18 protein-coding genes are annotated in these 18,728 nt (G+C 48.6%); 7 read left to right on the top strand and 11 right to left on the bottom strand.

Going from position 1 to position 18,728, the window contains the following annotated elements; genetic code table 11:
• Positions 1-79 precede the first annotated feature (79 nt).
• The 4 genes from AC4IE7_RS16235 to dapA form a co-directional block, all read right to left on the bottom strand.
• On the bottom strand, positions 80-1,348 hold the full coding sequence (locus tag AC4IE7_RS16235) for an NAD(P)/FAD-dependent oxidoreductase (RefSeq protein ID WP_490777907.1): 1,269 nt from the start codon (positions 1,346-1,348) through the stop codon (positions 80-82).
• A 263-nt stretch (positions 1,349-1,611) separates the two neighbouring features.
• The gene (locus tag AC4IE7_RS16230) at positions 1,612-2,382 is read right to left on the bottom strand and encodes an MBL fold metallo-hydrolase (RefSeq protein ID WP_490777906.1); all 771 of its coding nucleotides are present in this window, start codon (positions 2,380-2,382) and stop codon (positions 1,612-1,614) included.
• Between the two features lie 3 nt (positions 2,383-2,385).
• On the bottom strand, positions 2,386-3,528 hold the full coding sequence (bamC, locus tag AC4IE7_RS16225; RefSeq protein ID WP_490777905.1) for an NlpB/DapX family lipoprotein: 1,143 nt from the start codon (positions 3,526-3,528) through the stop codon (positions 2,386-2,388).
• Between the two features lie 127 nt (positions 3,529-3,655).
• Positions 3,656-4,531: a 4-hydroxy-tetrahydrodipicolinate synthase gene (dapA, locus tag AC4IE7_RS16220; protein ID WP_490777904.1), complete on the bottom strand. Its 876-nt coding sequence runs from the start codon at positions 4,529-4,531 to the stop codon at positions 3,656-3,658.
• A gap of 158 nt (positions 4,532-4,689) precedes the next feature.
• On the opposite strand from dapA, the gene AC4IE7_RS16215 reads away from it, so the two are divergent.
• From AC4IE7_RS16215 to AC4IE7_RS16205, 3 genes are all read left to right on the top strand, one after another.
• Positions 4,690-5,229, top strand: a complete 540-nt coding sequence (locus AC4IE7_RS16215; protein WP_490777903.1) for a glycine cleavage system transcriptional repressor — start codon at positions 4,690-4,692, stop codon at positions 5,227-5,229.
• Between the two features lie 16 nt (positions 5,230-5,245).
• On the top strand, positions 5,246-5,731 hold the full coding sequence (locus tag AC4IE7_RS16210; RefSeq protein WP_490777902.1) for a peroxiredoxin: 486 nt from the start codon (positions 5,246-5,248) through the stop codon (positions 5,729-5,731).
• A 76-nt stretch (positions 5,732-5,807) separates the two neighbouring features.
• Positions 5,808-7,217, top strand: a complete 1,410-nt coding sequence (locus AC4IE7_RS16205) for a PhoH family protein (protein WP_490777901.1) — start codon at positions 5,808-5,810, stop codon at positions 7,215-7,217.
• A gap of 198 nt (positions 7,218-7,415) precedes the next feature.
• Here AC4IE7_RS16205 and AC4IE7_RS16200 read toward each other — a convergent pair whose 3' ends face one another.
• Positions 7,416-10,256: a hybrid sensor histidine kinase/response regulator gene (locus tag AC4IE7_RS16200; protein WP_490777900.1), complete on the bottom strand. Its 2,841-nt coding sequence runs from the start codon at positions 10,254-10,256 to the stop codon at positions 7,416-7,418.
• 173 nt (positions 10,257-10,429) lie between these two features.
• On the opposite strand from AC4IE7_RS16200, the gene AC4IE7_RS16195 reads away from it, so the two are divergent.
• Both AC4IE7_RS16195 and AC4IE7_RS16190 read left to right on the top strand, forming a co-directional pair.
• The gene (locus AC4IE7_RS16195; protein ID WP_490777899.1) at positions 10,430-11,116 is read left to right on the top strand and encodes a Crp/Fnr family transcriptional regulator; all 687 of its coding nucleotides are present in this window, start codon (positions 10,430-10,432) and stop codon (positions 11,114-11,116) included.
• Positions 11,117-11,252: 136 nt separating this feature from the next.
• Positions 11,253-11,447 (top strand): YgaP family membrane protein, encoded by a 195-nt coding sequence (locus AC4IE7_RS16190; protein WP_490777898.1) that lies wholly within the window; start codon positions 11,253-11,255, stop codon positions 11,445-11,447.
• Positions 11,448-11,524: 77 nt separating this feature from the next.
• On the opposite strand, the gene AC4IE7_RS16185 is transcribed toward AC4IE7_RS16190, so the two are convergent.
• The 3 genes from AC4IE7_RS16185 to AC4IE7_RS16175 all read right to left on the bottom strand — a co-directional run bounded on the left by AC4IE7_RS16185 (position 11,525) and on the right by AC4IE7_RS16175 (position 14,056).
• Positions 11,525-12,595: an AI-2E family transporter gene (locus AC4IE7_RS16185; protein ID WP_490777897.1), complete on the bottom strand. Its 1,071-nt coding sequence runs from the start codon at positions 12,593-12,595 to the stop codon at positions 11,525-11,527.
• 122 nt (positions 12,596-12,717) lie between these two features.
• Positions 12,718-13,104: a hypothetical protein gene (locus AC4IE7_RS16180; RefSeq protein WP_490777896.1), complete on the bottom strand. Its 387-nt coding sequence runs from the start codon at positions 13,102-13,104 to the stop codon at positions 12,718-12,720.
• A gap of 43 nt (positions 13,105-13,147) precedes the next feature.
• On the bottom strand, positions 13,148-14,056 hold the full coding sequence (locus AC4IE7_RS16175) for a selenium metabolism-associated LysR family transcriptional regulator (protein ID WP_490777895.1): 909 nt from the start codon (positions 14,054-14,056) through the stop codon (positions 13,148-13,150).
• Positions 14,057-14,337: 281 nt separating this feature from the next.
• Between AC4IE7_RS16175 and AC4IE7_RS16170 the strand changes: the two genes are divergently transcribed.
• Positions 14,338-15,615, top strand: a complete 1,278-nt coding sequence (locus tag AC4IE7_RS16170; protein ID WP_490777894.1) for an OmpP1/FadL family transporter — start codon at positions 14,338-14,340, stop codon at positions 15,613-15,615.
• 213 nt (positions 15,616-15,828) lie between these two features.
• On the opposite strand, the gene dsrE2 is transcribed toward AC4IE7_RS16170, so the two are convergent.
• From dsrE2 to AC4IE7_RS16155, 3 genes are all read right to left on the bottom strand, one after another.
• Positions 15,829-16,311 carry a sulfur carrier protein DsrE2 gene (gene dsrE2, locus AC4IE7_RS16165; RefSeq protein WP_490777893.1) on the bottom strand — a complete coding sequence of 161 codons (483 nt, stop codon included), beginning with the start codon at positions 16,309-16,311 and terminating at the stop codon, positions 15,829-15,831.
• 50 nt (positions 16,312-16,361) lie between these two features.
• A complete protein-coding gene (locus tag AC4IE7_RS16160) occupies positions 16,362-16,592 on the bottom strand; it encodes a sulfurtransferase TusA family protein (RefSeq protein WP_490777892.1) in 231 nt (76 codons plus the stop codon).
• 183 nt (positions 16,593-16,775) lie between these two features.
• On the bottom strand, positions 16,776-17,102 hold the full coding sequence (locus AC4IE7_RS16155) for a rhodanese-like domain-containing protein (RefSeq protein ID WP_490777932.1): 327 nt from the start codon (positions 17,100-17,102) through the stop codon (positions 16,776-16,778).
• 178 nt (positions 17,103-17,280) lie between these two features.
• On the opposite strand from AC4IE7_RS16155, the gene cysG reads away from it, so the two are divergent.
• A complete protein-coding gene (gene cysG, locus AC4IE7_RS16150; protein ID WP_490777891.1) occupies positions 17,281-18,705 on the top strand; it encodes a siroheme synthase CysG in 1,425 nt (474 codons plus the stop codon).
• Positions 18,706-18,728 lie beyond the last annotated feature (23 nt).

Here is an 18,728-nt window from a genome sequence, read left to right as displayed (position 1 = left end):
GCAGCGATGAGAAAGTTCATGGTAGTGCGCTAGTGTGGTGATGCCCGGCCGACGGCCGGGCTGCTGAGAAGAGTGTAAACTATTTCAGTTTACCGATACCTAGCATCTTCAAAATATACTTTTCATAGATTGGCTCGGATGTACCTTTCTTCATCTTGCGGATGAAATACTTCTCAAAGGCGATCTTGGCCATATGAACCCACTTGCCTTTCTTGAACCAGGCAACGTTGCGAGGAGGGATTTGAGGCAGAGCCACGAAGGCTGCTCCTGTATCGCCCATATCTGCCAGGCAGATGGCGTTCCAGGTTGCCAGAGTTGTACCCTCTCTTCCTGCCAGATCATCAGCAATGTTGTGCACAATAGCGGTTACCATTGATTCGATCATATAGCCAGTCTTAGGGGCACCTGTTGGTACTGCGGTCGCTTCCACAGGGGGTATTGCAATACAAACACCGGCAGCATAGATGTTGGGATATTTTGGATTGCGCTGATGATCATCAACAAACACGAAACCACGTGGATTACACAGCCCATCAACCTCTGCCACGGCTTCAACACCTTTGAAGGCGGGTAACATCATCGAATATTTAAACTCAAGCTCATGATCTTTGATCTTATGGCCTGAATCATCGTACTGTTCGACGATCATCTTACCCTTTTCAACCTTGGTTACCTTGGCATTGGTTATCCAGTTGATATGGTGATTGCGGAAATCGCTCTCGAGAAAACCCTTTGAATCCCCCACACCACCAAGACCGAGATGGCCGATATAGGGCTCAGAGGTAACAAAGGTGATCGGTATTTTGTCACGAACCTTCCGCTTTCGCAGATCCGAGTCCATGATGAAAGAAAATTCATAAGCCGGGCCGAAACAGCTGGCAAATGGCATTGCACCAATAATCACATGTCCAGGGTCATCCAACAGATCGAGATAAGCCTGATAAGCCTTCTCAGCATGATCAACTGTACAGATTGATTCGGTAAAACCCTCCGGCCCTGAACCCTCAACTTCTTCAAATGCCAACCTGGGCCCAGTTGCAATAACCAGGTAGTCAAAGTCGACCGAATCTCCACCATCCAGGGTAACCGTCTTGGCTTCGGGATCAATCTTTGCGACCCTATCGGCAATAAAATTGATACCTTTCCGCTCCAAATGGGGACGAATATCAAAGGTGATGTGGGAACGATCACGCCAGCCGACTGCGAGCCAGGGATTTGAAGGAACGAACTGGAAATACTCCCGCTCGTTGATCATTGTCACTTCGTGTTCACGACCAAGTTCCATGCGAAGTTCATAAGCACAGGGCATCCCACCTGTACCGGCACCTATTACTACGATATGCGCCATCTTAGGAAAACCTCCATCCACTCCTGAAATTATTAGTATGCGGTGATGCCAGGAGAGGACACAGCACCGCTAGCTTGTGAAGTTGTCAGTTTATATTCAAGTTACTGAAAATCAAAGCTAATAAAGCATTTCCGCATACAGTAATCTACTGTATTACTTAAACTTTCTGCATCCACACCAACAACATTCAATTTTTCAATCAGGCTGATTACAACGCACCACTGACGCCAAGCCTGAGGCTGAAAAGCTCTAGATCTGAGTCTCTACTGGCGTGTAAACCAATCACTGACGCTACTCTGGGAGGCGAGGCTGAGTTTTGCTTCCAAGTGTGGCAGATGTTGCGTGATCAAGGATTTAACCAACTCCGCAGAGTTATTTTTTTCACTGATATGAGAGGCAACCAAATTGTGTAATCGTTCAGTAGGCAGTTGATTTAGCAACTGTAGTGCTTGATGGTTACTTAAATGGCCAAGGCCACCACCAACCCTGGCTTGCAATGAACGGGGATAGGGTCCATTCGCCAACATCTCCGAATCATGATTGAACTCCAATACCAGATTATCGCAATCCTTTAGGATTTGACTGATATGGGGCGTTATATGGCCAGCATCGGTCAATACCCCCAGGCGGTGTTTGGCTGATGTAAATACAAATTGGCAGGGTTCTCTGGAATCATGTGGTACTGGATATGGCAGAACGGAAAGATCCCCTATGGAGAAGGGCCCTGCATGACTGTCTATCAGCTGCAGATCGGGGAGAGATCCATAGCTGATGCTATGAAATGTACCTGGCGTCATCCACACCGGTAGCTGGTAACGTCTCGCCATGGCACCCACACCCCGTATATGGTCACCATGTTCATGGGTTACCAGAATTGCCGTAAGCGTAGTGGGATCAATCGCCAACTGGCTGAGCCTTGCCTCTACTTCACGAGCTGCAAAGCCGCAATCGAGCAGCACCCTGACATGGGCAGTCTCCAGCAGCAGCGCATTGCCGCGACTGCCACTTCCGAGAATCGCAAAGCGTAGCGACACTAATCAGCGTATCTGTTCGTGAATCAGTCCAAGTATGGTTTCAACAGCTATGGCATCGGCTTCTCCACCCTGCTCATTTCTCACCACAACCTGGGTAGTTGTTCCGTCAGATAAGAGTTTCACCTGATATTGAGCCTCACTGTTGATCTTTTCTTCATCATCCGACCAGAATGCAAGCTTGGAGAGAAAACCCTCATCCTCTTTTTCATCTTCCGATAATTGGCTGTAACGAACAAAATAGGTGCCATTGGATCGATCCCTGTCTTCCACCGCAAACCCAACCCGATCAAGGGCAACCCCAGTCAGTCTCCAGGCTCGGGCAAACTCTTCGTCGATCCACAATTCCGGTAATTCTCCAGTCGTCAGCAGACGAGAACGATCTGCTCTTTCGCTGGATGCAGAGACCGCCTCCTTAGCCTTCTCAGAGGAGACACCAAGATGCACCATAAGGCTGCGTAGCATAGAGGCCTCGACCTCAGGATCATTGGGACGAGGGGTCCAATAGGTGGTATCCGCATCACCACTGATATTTTCTTTCAGCTTCTCTTCCAATCCTCTATGGGTTAAATAGAGTTCAGTAGTTCCTTGCTCGAGTCCCCGATCCAATCTGACCCGAAACTGATCCCTGGTGGCTGATGAGTAGATACCGCCCAGGGCTTTTCTGAAGAATTCAGTAATAAAGCCTTGCTTGATATCAGCACGGCTCTCCAGCCAGTCCGTTTTCATGACACCGACTTTTGGATTCTGCTCGATCAGAAGTAGACCGTTTTTACGCCAGAATGCCACTACTTTCGGCCAAACTCGACGTGGTTCAGCATCGATAACCAACCAGCGCTTATCACCATCACGTTCGACTCGTATACCTTCAAATTCAGGTAATACTTCCTCGGCAACTATGGAGCCGGAAGTTCGTTTATCCCGCTGACTGGCATACTCCTCGTAGGAGGCACTGCCAGCACCAGGAATAGCCATTGCATCCTGAATGGTCTGGCTGGTTAGATCTGGAGGTATCTCCAAGTCATCAACAGTCTCTTGCTGAGTTCGGTATTCACGCTCCGAATCGGAGAAAAATCCACCATCAGAACTGCAACCAGACAATGACAGAATCGATAAGGATAGAGAGAGAAAAATTAGGTTTAAGCGCATATTCAAGGAGTTTTGCCAGATTGTACTGTGTTGCCTATGACAAGGATTTTAACCTCAAGTTTACAGCAGGAAGAGGTTTGGCACTTCTTACTCTGGACTTTCGGTGCGTGAAGGCTGTATTTAATAATCACAAAACCCCTGCCTGCTGCATGGCAGCACGCACTGACGGCTCTGATGTTTGTGTCATCCAGGTAAGGGGTAACCGGATACCCTTCTGAGCAAGCCCAAGCTCTGTCATCGCCCATTTTACCGGAATCGGACTCGATTCCACGAAAAGTGCACTATGCAATCCTGCCAGACGCTTATCAATTGCCTCTGCCTCAGAGCGGTTGCCTGCCAAAGCAGCAGCCACCATATCATGCATCAAAGCTGGTGCTACATTCGCTGTTACAGAGATAACCCCGTGACCGCCTCGCAGTAGAAACTCACATCCGGTGGCATCGTCACCACTATAGAGCTCGAAATCAGAACTGCAGAGATCCATTATCTGCTGTAACCGGTCAAGATCACCTGTTGCCTCTTTGACCCCGATAATATTCGGGATAGGTGCCAGACGCGCAATCGTCTCGGGGAGCATATCGCAGGCGGTACGACCTGGGACATTGTAGAGAATCTGAGGAATATCGACCGCTTCGGCCACAGCCTTGTAGTGCTGAAAGAGCCCTTCCTGGGTAGGCTTATTGTAATAGGGCGTAACCAATAGACAGGCATCTGCCCCAGCCTCTTTGGCACAGCGTGTCAGATCTATTGCCTCTCGGGTAGAGTTGGCCCCGGTACCGGCAATAACCGGAATGCGCGAGTCAACATATTCAACCACACGACGAATAACCGCACAGTGCTCCTCTTCATCGAGGGTAGCTGATTCACCTGTCGTGCCGACAGCCACTATGGCATCACTGCCCTGCTGGACGTGAAAATCCACCAACCCTTGCAGAGCGCCATCATCCAGGACGCCATCTTCACTCATGGGAGTGATCATTGCTACCATACTGCCGTGAAACATCAGTCCACACCCCTAATTTTGATCAATCCGCAATGTTAGCCTGTGGCTCGTGACTCTGACAAGTGGCACAAATTTAAACCATGACATATCGCTTGTGACTCACCCCTGGTGGTACACTCAACAAAACCCTGAACAATAACTGACTGTAAGAGATCCCAATGTCCACACCGAAGAACTTTCTGGTTATCTCGGCACTCGGCAAAGACCAACCCGGTATCGTCAAGAATCTTTCCAAAAAGATCCTCGACGAGGGCTGCAATATTACCGACAGCCGGATGACTGTACTCGGCGGCGAATTCGCCATACTGCTTCTGATCGAAGGGCCGTGGAATACCCTGGCCAAACTGGAGTCAGCTGTTCCTGAATTGCAAAAAGATTTGGGCCTGACAATCATCTGCAAACGTACAGAGGGCCGCATTCCATCGAGTAATCAACTGCCCTATCTCGTTGAAGTGGTCTCCATGGATCACCCTGGCATTGTCAATCAATTGGCTGAGTTTTTTTCCGAGCGTCAAATCAATATTGAAGATATGACTACCAGCAGTTATTCCGCAGCCCACACCGGCACACCGATGTTCTCGGTACACCTGAGTGTCGGCATACCATCGGAAACCCAGATTGCCGTGCTGAGAGAGGAGTTCATGGACTACTGTGATGCCCTCAACCTCGACGCAGTCATAGAACCGATCAAAGGTTAAGGAGGAATCACCACAAATGAGCGCTGTCGCCATTGGAAAAACCGTAGCCGATATCTCACTCCCTGCTACGGGAGATAAACAGATAAAATTCAGTGATTTCAGAGGTAAACCGATTATTCTTTACTTCTACCCCAAAGCAAGCACACCAGGTTGTACCCAAGAGGGTCTGGATTTCACTGCAGCGATTGCCAAATTCCGCCGACAATCTGCTGTTATACTCGGCGCCTCCAGAGATGGAGTGAAAGCGCAGGAAAACTTCAAATCCAAACAAGGATTTCCATTTGAGCTGCTATCTGACAAGGATGAAACCCTTTGCCAGGCCTTCGATGTCATAAAAATGAAATCGATGTACGGCAAGAAGGTAAGAGGGATCGAGCGCAGTACTTTCCTGATCGATGAGGCTGGTAAGTTACGCTATGAATGGCGAAAAGTTAAAGTGAAAGGCCACGTCGAAGAGGTATTGGAGACGCTTAAAGCCATACGGGCTGGAAATCTCTCCTGAACCTCACCCTAAAAAACCGCTGTATTGAGTTTCATACCAATGAAGCTCATCGCCTGTCCGAGAATTGAGACCGAGCATGTCAGAATCCCAAACCAATAAACCACGCTTGTTTGTCCTTGATACCAATGTGCTGATGCACGACCCGACCGCCCTCTTTCGCTTCAAAGAGCACGATATCTTTCTTCCCATGGTGGTACTTGAAGAGCTTGATAAGGGCAAGAAGGGCATGTCAGAAGTGGCGAGGAACGTACGCCAGACCAGTCGTTTTCTCGACGAACTGATGGGGCACGCCTCCCAGGAGACAATCAGCCAGGGATTACCCTTGAACACCCTGCAGCTGAATGGCACCAGTGATGCAATTTCTGGACACCTATTGTTTCAAACCAAACCAGTCACCAGGGATCTGCCACTCTCGTTACCGGGCAACACCCCTGACAACAACATACTCGCCACAGCGCTCGATCTTCAATCGGAATACCCTGAAAAAAGTATCGTACTGGTATCCAAGGATATTAATCTACGTATCAAAGCCACCGTACTCGGTATCCGGGCTGAAGACTATAGCAATGATCAGGTGTTGGAAGACGTCAATCTGCTCTACAGCGGACTCGATGAGGTTGAATCTGATTTCTGGGAGCAGCATACAAAAGAGCTTGAATCATGGCAGGAGGAGGGTAGAACTTTTTATCGTGTCACTGGACCCGATACTCAATCCTGGTATCCGAGTCAGTGCCTCTACTTAAAGGGCGATGAGGGATTTCAGGCAATTGTCAGGGAGCAGCAGGATAGTAGCGCCGTCATTGAACTGGCTGAAGACTACAGTAATCCCAAACATGCTGTTTGGGGCATCACCGCACGCAATCAAGAGCAAAATTATGCGCTGAATCTATTGCTTGATCCGAACCTCGACTTTGTATCACTTTTAGGTACAGCCGGCACAGGTAAAACCCTGTTAACACTGGCCGCCGGATTGGTACAGACACTTGATCTCAACATCTATCGTGAAATCATCATGACCAGAGTCACTGTTCCCGTTGGTGAGGATATCGGTTTTCTACCCGGCACCGAGGAAGAAAAAATGACTCCCTGGATGGGGGCATTGATGGATAACCTGGAGGTACTCACCCAGACCGAAGGTGGTGAATGGGGTCGCGCTGCAACAGAAGACCTGCTGCGCAGCCGTATTCGAATCCACTCCCTCAACTTCATGCGAGGCAGAACCTTTCTCAACAAATTCATCATCCTGGATGAGGCTCAAAACCTCACACCCAAGCAGATGAAAACCTTGATCACCCGTGCAGGACCAGGTACTAAGATCGTCTGCCTGGGGAATGTCGCGCAAATCGACACCCCCTACCTGACTGAGACCACCTCCGGTCTGACCTATGCAGTGGATCGTTTTAAGAACTGGCCTCACAGTGGCCATATCACCTTGCAGCGTGGAGAGCGTTCTCGATTGGCCGATTATGCATCAGCTAACCTTTAAGGAGCCCCTGAGACATAGATAAATCGGTTCCTGATGGCTGAAAGGCTCCAATGCTGCCATAGCCCTTCGCGAGCCGTAGGATGGGGCCATACTCCACCAGAGAAGTTGGAAAATTGAATCAAATTGCCTCAAATTCACACCAGCCATGCAGAAATAACACTATCTGAATCTCTTGATGTGCTTGGGTCAACGCACCATTCAGTGGATACTTCCCCTATCCACGATACTCTTAAGTTCGTTGATAGAGCGACGATAGATTTCTGCTGTCTGGTTATAACTGGCGATTAAGCCGCTGGTATCCCCCTGTCGGCCTTTGAACTCAAGGTCTCGGGCGAGGATTGAAAGTTCCATAGCGCCAACATTTGCGCTGCTCGATTTCAAGGGATGGGCCGATTTAACCAATCCATCCATGTCTCCAGCCTTTACTGCGTCACGAATCCCAAGCATCAGCCCAGGTGCGCTCTTGAGATAACTCTCAAGCACAGAAACGAAATCCTCTTCCATGATTTCGTATAGCTCTTCTAATACGTTACGATCAATCATGCCACCAGATGACATGCCAATATCTCCAACATGCAGCAAATCCTCACTCGATATATCAATCTCTGCCTCTTCTTCAGTTTCATGAACAGGCTCAGTTAGACTAGCATCACTGCCCTCACTTATCATCTCTTCCATCGGCAACCACTGACGCAGCATATTTTCGAGCTGGGCCGGTTTTACCGGCTTTGACAGATAATCGTCCATACCCACTGCCAGGCAGCGCTCCCGATCCCCAGCCATGGCATTTGCTGTCATAGCAATAACAGGGGTGCGCATCAGCCCCTGCTTCTGCTCCCTATCCCGAATTGCCTCTGTGGTTTCATATCCATCCATTCTGGGCATCTGGCAATCCATCAGTACCACGTCGAACTGCTCTTCGCTCATCGCTTGAATAGCTTCGACACCATCATTTGAGGTTATTGGAGAGAGACCAGCCTTCTCCAGCATTTTCTTCACAACAGCCTGATTGACAGGGTTGTCTTCAACCACCAGCACCCGTCCTACCAGCCTGGTATGAGACGGATCCTGCCTCGCATCATCTTCCCGCATGGCACCAGGTTCTTGCTGCGGTTCAAGTTGACTATCCAGCCAATTGAAATGGTCGTCCGGCATACGTGGAATCGGTACCTCTTCCGGCATAGTTGTCACCCCAGAGGTCTGCTCAACATCGAATATTCGATTTAACCGTTGCTTGATCTCTTTACCAGTCGTGTTGGCAGTAAGACACTCGACACCCAAGGCCTCGTAGGTCGTAGAGGCTTCATACGGCACATTCACGGCCAGAATCATGACATCGCGCATATGCGCCACTTCTCTCGCGGAATTGATGGTTTGAGCAAGATTAATACTGGTTAGTGAAGCATCGAACACAATCAGCTCATAACGCCAGCTCACGCCTAGACTTGCTGAAGATTTGAGTTTATGGAGAGCATCGTATTGATCCACACTCTGTTCCACCATCATCCCCTCTTCCTTAAGGGTATAGAACAACTGCCGGGCCTCTTGAATTTGTGTATCAGCAATCAGCAGGGTGCGAATATCCTGTAGATTGCGTCTTCCGGAAGGCATCTCCTGTAGAGATTTTCTCATTGGCAGGATAAACCAGAAAAAAGAGCCTTGATTCGGCGTTGATTTGACCCCGATCTTACCCCCCATCAACTCAGTCAGTCTTTTGCAGATCACCAGCCCCAAACCGGTTCCACCATGCTTGCGCGTGGTTGATGCATCTGCCTGGGAAAAGGGTTCGAACAGACGCTCTACCTGTTCCTGGGTCATTCCAATCCCTGTATCACGTACCGCGAACATCAGTTCAACCTCTGTACGGGAGGTTTGACGATTAGACAATTCAACCGTGACCTCACCGTGCTCGGTAAACTTAATTGCGTTGCTTACCAGATTAGTGAGAATCTGACGCAAGCGCATGGGATCACCCCTTACGGTTTTCGGTACACCCCGTTCGATTCGATAGTTGAGTTTTAAATTGCGTCGATCAGCAGCGTTCTTCATCAAGGAAGTTACCTGCTCAATGGTATTTGCCAGATTGAGCTCAATAAATTCCAAATCGAGTTTACCCGCTTCAATCTTTGAGAAGTCGAGAATATCGTTAATGATGCTAAGCAATAGCTGTGATGAATTGAGAGCTGTGCCGACAAACTGTTTCTGCTCCCGATTCAGCTTGGTCTCAAGCAACATTTCGAGGATTGGCAGAATGCCATTCAAAGGCGTTCGGATTTCATGACTCATGGTGGCCAAAAACTCAGACTTGGCGAGGTTCGCACCTTCTGCCTCCTCCTTGGCCAGAAACAGCTCCTGCTCAACGGACTGACGCTGATCGTTTTCCTGAATCAAGCGACTCCTCATCTCACTCAATTCTGTTTCCGAAGCAACCATACGCTCATGTAACAACACCCGATTTGCGGCCATCAGCAGGTAGCCCTGCTGATATACCGTCATCCATGCAGAGAGAATCAGTAACGCAAGAGCATAAGCAATCAACCCGGCGAGGAACTCTTCACTGACCCCCTCTTTATCGCCATTCAGCACCAGTACTATCAGAAGTGTTGCCGACAGCACGAAAACTATGCTGAAGAAGGTATCAATAGTGAGTAGCAGGGCAGTCAGCAGGAAAACAGTACCGATCAAAACCAGATCGATGACCAGATAGTTGGTTGATTCTGGATTGAATAGTAGGTGCACCAACGCTGCAGCCCATAACAAGCCAAGCAAAAGAACCCCAGGAAGCATGGCGTAACGCCAGAACTGCAAATTTTCCAGCTGACTTTGCCTGGAAAACAGCGTCAGTGTCGTTTGTCCCAGTAACACAACTGCAAGCAGTCCTCCCCAGACAATACCCAGGTTGAACTCCCAGACTTTGTTGAGATAGAAAAAGAGCACTCCAGCGATTAAATTCGCAATAATGAGTGTTATGCCATTGGCATATAACAGGCGAATTCGTTCTTTTTTGATTTTTATCGCTTCTGCGTCTGGATCTGACATGCGGGTAACTTAAGAGCCTTAGATCACAAATATGTAGTAAATTAGCACATCATGAATACAAGTGCCTCATCTTCAATTACTTTACCCGAAGTAAAATTGCCTTTATTTTGTATTAGAGGCACTTTGAACAGCACTATTTCGCTCCAAATATTCAGCAGTTTTCTGAGGTTGCTTTGATTACCGACGCCAACACGATTTCCCGAATTATCGAACAATTCCATTTTCTGCAGAGCGCAGACAGTGACTTCGTACAACGCTTTTTCGATCGTGTTAACAAGATAGAGTTGCCCCCATCACAACCAATTTGCCATCAGGGCACCCAATGCAGTCATCTCGCACTAGTCATATCGGGAGTGGCGAGGGTCTATAAAATCAGTGACAGCGGTAGAGAAATCACATTATACCGAATCGGTCCGGGTGAAAGCTGCATCCTGACTGCCTCCTGTATCATCAACGACGAGCCCTTTCCTGCCTATGCGATAACTGAAGAGCCAATTGAAGCAGTGCTGATCAGTACAGCTGATGTGATACGTTGGACTGATGACACGCCCGCCTTGAGAAACTATCTTTTCAATCTTATCAGCAGTCGCTTAAGTGAAGTCATTGGGGTGGTTGAGGAGATCGCTTTCCGCCGTGTTGACCGCCGCTTGGCCAGCTACCTGATACAGAGAGCTGATACCATTGACGGATCTATCGAAACCACACATCAGATAATAGCCTCTGACCTCGGAACTTCCAGAGAGGTGGTCAGTCGCATTCTTAAAGACCTCGAGCAGCAGCAAATGATCTCCACAGCCAGAGGTGTGATAAAAATCTGCAACAGAGACAGCCTCTACGAAAAAAGTAGTGAAACTCAATAAACCAAGTGCTGTGTGACATAGTCACATACATTTACCGGATCAGGGCTTATCCTCTGCTTTGACATCTACCAGCACAACGGAAATCTGAACTCGTTGGCGGCTTGGTGGTTAAATCGAATAACTCAGGAGAAATAGCATGACTCAAAATGTAGGCGGTATTGAACGAATTCTCAGGATTGTTGGCGGACTGGCCATTCTTGCATGGGGCTTTCTGCTCAGTGACCCAATCAACTGGTTAGGGGCGATTGGCGCTGTTCCTCTGGTCACAGGCCTGGTCTCCTTTTGCCCACTCTGGACACTGTTTGGAATCAACACCAAAAAAGCCTCCTGAGCTTACTTTCAGCTTCAACTGGGCTAGGGGTCGTGTGCCACTATTAACCTGTCTCCTCTGGTGAGTGAGACAGGGGCTCAGTTCGAAACTTCAACCTCCTCACCCACATCCCTCGGCCAGGCAGCAAGCACCGCCTGCACCAGTGTTGCCAGAGGAATAGCAAAAAACACCCCCCAAAAACCCCAGAAACCGCCAAACACAAGAATCGCAACTATGATCGCGACAGGGTGGAGATTAACCACTTCAGAGAAAAGCAGTGGTACCAAAACGTTCCCATCCAAGGCCTGGATAACGAAATAGGTCGCAGCAAGCCAGGCGAAGTCTGAAGACCACCCCCATTGAAACCAGGCGATAAATAACACCGGTATAGTCACTACTGCGGCGCCGATATAGGGAATAATTACCGATAACCCGACCAACACCGCGAGCAGCAGTGCATAGTTCAGCCCCAAAAAAGTAAACGCCACAAAACTGAATGACCAGACGATAACGATTTCCCAGAACTTCCCTCGCACATAGTTGGCGATCTGTATATCAACATCTTTCCAGACAGTCACAGAGAAGCGGCGGTGGCTGGGCAGATAGGAGACAAACCAATCAATAATCAGCTTTTTATCTTTCAGGAAGAAAAACACCAACAAGGGCATCAGGATCAGATAGACCACCAGAGTGATGACGCCAACAACAGATGCCAAAGACCAGGAAACTGCCTGCTGGGCAAAAGAGGCGATCTCATTGCGTATCTGTAGAATCAGTTGATCCACCTGGTCCTGAGGTATCAGATCCGGGTAGCGTTCTGGTAATTGCATCAATGCCTGTTGACCAAGGGAGATCATACTTGGCAATTGCTGGAGAAAATCAGTGACCTGACGCGATAACAACGGCAGGAGCCCAAGCATGATCAGGGCAACGAAGAGCAGAAACATAATAAATACCAGTATCACCGATAACAGCCTGGGCCAGGAACGGCGCTCCAGATAGGTGACGACACCCTCCAGGAGATAGGCGACAACGATACTTGCCAGGACCGGGGCAAGCATATTCCCCATGGTGATTACAATACCGAAAAAAAAGATCAGAAAAAGGGTCAGAAAAATGATCTGAGGATCAGAGAAATAGCGTTTGAACCAGTTGGTGATGACCTGCATGTTATTAACCCGACGCGGTATTAGGTTGTGTTCAGCTGCGCATCTGCCTATGGATAGGCATATAACGCCCAGAATTCACAGATGATCTGGTTAGGAAGCCTCTGATCAAGTCGTCAAGTGGCTTAAAAATTATTTCGATAATCTTGATAGTGCTTATCAAACAGAGCTTCCAGTTCCTCAATAACCTCTAAGGCATCCCTACCCTGCATAATGTGAGACATCATCAACGATGAGGTCTCATCCAATAATTTGTCTCGTTGCAGCATGAAATAACTGGCTGAAAGCCTTTTTATCGCCTTGACTACCGACTCTTTTGCAGGGCGTTCCACCAATTTCGGCTCAAGTGGCGTCGCCTCTTCTTCAACACTGTTGCCTAACTCCTGACGCCCGGAGAGAAACTCAGCAAAGGCGATCAGTGTAGCTCGGTCTCCAGGGGCTAACTGGGTAAAGAGATTCAACAACGCCTGTTGCTCAGAATCGAGCTTCTGCTGTTTGGGTACAAAATGCACCTAGTGTAGGGTCCTGTATTGATGAGTACTTCGCATATTATTGCTAAAAATTCTCTTTGGCATGATCAACACAGTAGCCTCTCGCGAATTCAAGCAGCTCTTCCATGGCACGCAAACGAAACTTCTGCTTCTGATGTACGAAAGAGAAGGGTCTCTCCAATGCGGGGACCAGATTAATCGCTCTAAGGGTATCCAGTTTCAACTCTTTCTGTATGGTAGCCCTGGAGACCACCGAGACACCCATTCCTGCCTCTACAGCACCCTTGACAGCTTCTGGACTACCCAACTCCATGTAGATGTTCAAGGTTGAATCAGAACTGTGATTTTCCAGATACTCATTGATTACTTCCCGAGTACCAGACCCCTCTTCACGGCAGATAAAGGGATACTCAAGCAGCTGCTCGATCTTTACCGATTCCAGATTCGACAAATCGTGATTCGGAGGCACAATCGCCACCAATTGGTCTTTACGACAAACCTCAACCACTAAATTCTTGTTGCCAACCGGTGCTTCCACAACACCTAGATCGATGTTGTTGTTTTCTACCATAGAGACAATCCCTTCAGAGTTTGAAACCCTTAAATGTATCGTCACTTCTGGATATCGGGTTCCGAAATCCCCTAGCAGGGATGGCAGCATATATTCAGCGATGGTGGTACTCGCGCCAATCGTCAGCGCCCCCCGGATCTCTCCGGTCATCTCCCTTACAGAGTTCTCCATATCCGCATACAGATCGAAAATTCGATCTGCATAACCGAATACCCGATCACCCGCTTCAGTCAGACTGATACGATTGTGGGTTCTGTCAAATAGACGTGTATTGAAATACTCTTCAAGTTGACGAACTTGAAACGTTACTGCCGGCTGGGTCATATGCAGGGTCTCAGCCGCTTTAGTGAAGCTCAAAAGACGTGCAACTGTATGAAAAACCTGTAATCTTCTATCCGCCATGGGTATATGAATTCCGATCAGTTGTTCTTTGTATGGATAAACCCTTTTTATACCACAAACAGCAACACAGAGGGAGCGTTGATCAACTTTTCCGTTTTTACCTGAGCCATGTTGTGGTAGTTTTATCTAATATCTCTAAACTCATTTCACATTGACTGGACTTGCAGATGGATGAAGAATGGTCTGGTTAGGACTAAAAACGCACCAGAACTAAATCCGAACTAAGAAAAAATGAGATAGGATAGTTCTGGAGAATAACAACAGAAAGGTGGAGGATCCGCATGCACCATAAACTCAAATTCAAGGCCACTAAACTTGGACTGGCCTGTAGCTCAGCCCTTTTAATGGCTAACTCAACTGTTCAGGCTTCTGGCTTCGCAGTCCCGGAATTAAGCATAGCGGGCCTGGCCACATCCAATGCCTTGGTTGCCAACTCTGAAGTCCTGGGTGCAATTGCCTATAACCCGGCAGCGATCTCTTTCCATGAAGGTAGTTCAGTATCCCTAGGAACACTGCTGATTCAACCTGACCTCACCGCAGACACTGGCTCAGGAACAGTAGACAGCGATGGCAATGATCTTGTGGCGGCACCAGCTATCACAGCGCATAGCACCTTGAATGAGGAGTGGGGCATTGGCATTGCTATCAATGCCCCTTTCGGACTCGAGAGCGAGTGGGATACCGAAACTTTCAGCGATCAATACCCAATGGGATCCTTCATCCCCACAAAGACCCTTCTGGAAATTGCGGCATTCAGCCCAAGCGCCTCTTACAAACTGAGTGACCAGGCCTCCCTGGCGGTCGGCATTGACTACTACTGGATGAAAACAGTGGAATTTAACAGTGTTCTCAACGATGGCAGTAACTACCCTGGGTTCAATCTTGAGGGTGACGGGAGCAGTGTAGGTTTCAATCTTGGCGGTATGCTGGTACTCGACAGCTGGAGTTTTGGTGCAAGCTATCACTCAAGCTCAAAAATCAAGGTCGAAGGTACTCTGGATGATCAAGCCGGCGTAATACCGGCCAGCGTAGGTGATGATGTAACCGCAACCCTCGAGCTGCCCTGGCGCCTGCAAGTCGGAGCAAGATACGAAGCAACCGAGAAACTTGGAATCGAGTTTGACTACACCCGCACAGGCTGGAATAAATTCGATACCCTTGACGTCAAGAGTGATAAGTATGGTTCCACTATCTTCACAAGCGTCAATAACTTCGAAAATGCCAGTGCTTATCGCCTTGGCGTAACCTATGACTTCACCCAGGCAACGCAATTAAGAATTGGCTACACCTACGATGAAACGCCGCAAAAAGATGAGTATTTCAGCCCCCGAGTCCCTGATGCTGATCGCCAGCTCTTCAGTCTGGGTGTAGGCCACACCATTAGTGATGGTTGGACATTCGACGTCGGCTATATGTATGTCCAATTCGATGAACGCACCATTGAAAGCGATCAAGCAGCAGTGGCTGGACAAGAGCTGAACGGAACCACTGCAGTGAATGGTACCTATGACTCCAGTGTTCACCTGTTTGGATTAGGCGTCACCAAAACCTTCATGTAAGCAATCCCTGAATGGATCCAGTGCGGATCTGTTTTAGGCTTCGCAGAGGGATGAGTAACAGCCGCTATTGAGTTGTTTCTATCCATCTGACTTCTGACAGGGTGCGGCGGCAGGGCCGCACCCTTCTCAATCAAATCTGCGGATGATCTTTTTCTATAGTCCAAAAAAAACGCCGCCCTTGTGGGGCGGCGCCGTGACTGCAATTACTAAGGGTTAGATGTAAAGGCAGATATCACTTGTACCCGCGAATTCAAAGAATCTTGCGGCACCGGCATATTCGATACCATCAATGAATTCGGAAGTATTCATTTCGAACAGATCCACTGTCATTTGACAGGCGATCAGTTTCACCTCGGCTTCCTGGCAAAGTTCCCGCAGTTCAGCAAGATCGGCCACACCTTTGGAGGCCATCTTTTTCTTCATCATGCTGGTCATCATGCCCTGCATGCCTGGCAGCGTCAGTCCAACCACAGGAAACCACTTATCCATACCCATAGGCATGGGCATACCGGGATTACCAAGTGGGGTAACCTCAAGATCCAGATCCTTCTTCAACAGCTGTAATCCGTAGAAGGTGAAGAAGATCTCAGTTTCGTAACCCAGTGCTGCAGCGGTTGAGGCCAATATAAAGGGCGGATAAGCCCAATCAAGAGAGCCTTTTGTTGCAATAATCGCTAACTTCTTTTCGTCTGACATCGCTTTGTCTCCAAAAAAGTCCCTATCGGGTTTGGGTCGCTGATAGCTAATCAGGCCTTTTTGATGAGGAATTCAAACTTGCCGCCGACTTCCTTGGATTCCATCAGTTCGTTACCGGTCTGATTGGCAAAAGCCTCGAAATCCTTAACTGAACCAGGATCTGTTGCAATAATGTGCAGGACTTGTCCAGATTCCATACCATTCAGGGTTTTTTTCGCACGCAGAATCGGCAGAGGACAGTTGAGTCCGCTTGCGTCCAGTTCTTGATCAAAATCTGCCATGGTATGACCTCCAGCATTTGTTAAATTGTATGTGTATTTAGTTTTTATGGAAAAATTAGACGGACATTTATATGCCAAGCGATCTATAAACGCAAGCATCAGTCAGCTCTAAAAAACCTATATTCAGACAAGCCTCAATCATTTCAGACCTGTCTGTGTAAAATCATTCCTGAACCGCAGCATCTAGCTTGCCAGCTTGGCTTCGAGACGATATCCCGACCTTGCCCAGCCCAGTATTCCTCCACGCAGATTGATTGCGTTGGTAAACCCCTGTTGTGCCAGGTAGGCGCAGGCATGGTAGGAGCGCGCACCACTATGGCAGTAGAGAATGACATCTTTGTCTTTGGGCAACTCCGCGATACGCACCGGAATAAGATGCATTGGGATATGCTCCGCGTCAGGTAGTACGCCCTGGGCTAATTCACCTGCACTCCGTATATCCAAAAGCAGAAAATCACCGCCTTCGGCGATGCGGACCTCAAGATCAGAAGCGTCTATTTCCTTTATCATCACGTTCGAGCAGCCTTAATATCTCAAAAAACAGGGTTAATTAGTATATTAATGTGTTTAAATATTGCAAGTTTGTTTAACACGAAATAACCTGGCTTTTGCAAAGTGATTAACTCATGCTAGTGTGGTGTATCACACTAGTACTTTAGTCTAATAATTTACTATCCGGTTGTCTTTTATGGACTTTTTCCCAATATTCCTCGACATCAAAAACAAAACATGCCTCGTCATAGGAGGCGGTGCAGTTGCTGAAAGAAAAACTGCATTGCTGCTCAAATCCGGTGCTGATGTAGTACTCATAAGCCCAGAATTGACGCAAAACCTGACGGGGTGGCGTGATATGGGACGTCTAAATCATGTGCAAAGAGCTTTCCATGATGAGGATATTAGTGAGCAACATCTGATCATCGCTGCCACCAATGACCCGACCTTGAACCAGCAGATTGCCAATCTAGCCAATCAACGACGTATTCCGGTGAATGTGGTTGACCAGCCCTCTCTGTGCAGCTTTATCGTGCCATCAATTATCGACCGTTCTCCGGTAGTGGCTGCTGTCTCCACCGGTGGCGCCTCCCCGGTATTGGCACGATTGATTCGTTCCCGGCTTGAGTCCCTGATTCCTGCTGGATATGGTCGACTGGCCAATCTGTGCAATCGTTTTCGCCAACGGGTTAAAGACCATTTCAGTCAGCCTGAAGATAGGCGTCTATTCTGGGATCGGGTACTCGAGGGTGGGGTCGCCGAGAGAGTCTTTTCCGGAGATGATGATGAGGCCGACCAGTTGATGGAACGGCTGCTGTCAAATCCCAAACTGGATCAGGATATGGGAGAGGTCTATCTGGTCGGTGCAGGTCCGGGGGATCCTGACCTGCTGACCTTTCGTGCCCTGAGGCTGATGCAGCAGGCCGATGTTGTGGTCTATGACCGCCTGGTGGCAAAACCAATTCTTGAGATGACGCGCCATGATGCTGAACATGTCTATGTCGGCAAGGAGCGTGACAAGCATGCCATGCGACAGGAGGAGATCAACAAGCTGCTGGCAGAACTCGCCAAGCAGGGCAAGCGGGTGTTGCGTCTGAAAGGGGGTGATCCCTTTATCTTCGGCCGCGGTGGTGAAGAGATCGATACCCTGGCGGCAGAAGGGGTGCCTTTTCAGGTTGTACCTGGTATTACCGCTGCCTCCGGTTGCGCCTCCTACTCAGGCATTCCCCTGACCCATAGAGATTATGCCCAATCGGTCACCTTCGTGACCGGTCATCTCAAAGATGGCAGCATGAACCTTAATTGGGATATGTTGGCTCAACCGAGTCAGACACTGGTTTTCTATATGGGCCTGGTAGGACTACCGGTTATCTGTCGGGAACTGCAAAGCCATGGGGTAGCCGGTGATATGCCGATTGCCCTGATTCAACAAGGCACCACGCATCTGCAACGTGTCTTCACCGGCACCCTGGATAATATTCTGCAGATCGTTGAACAGGAACGACCTAAACCACCAACCCTGATCATTGTCGGCCATGTGGTTGAGTTGCAGGAGAAACTCTCCTGGTTTGAGGCACCTCCCCATTCAAAGCAGGGAGCCACCTCACCGGTGGATTTTTAGTCTGGCTGGTCACTGCTGCACCG

The organism is Candidatus Thiodiazotropha sp. AKAK3 (assembly GCF_058244645.1).
Note: the sequence above shows the minus strand (reverse complement) of the source record. Positions and strands in the feature narration are given on the sequence as shown.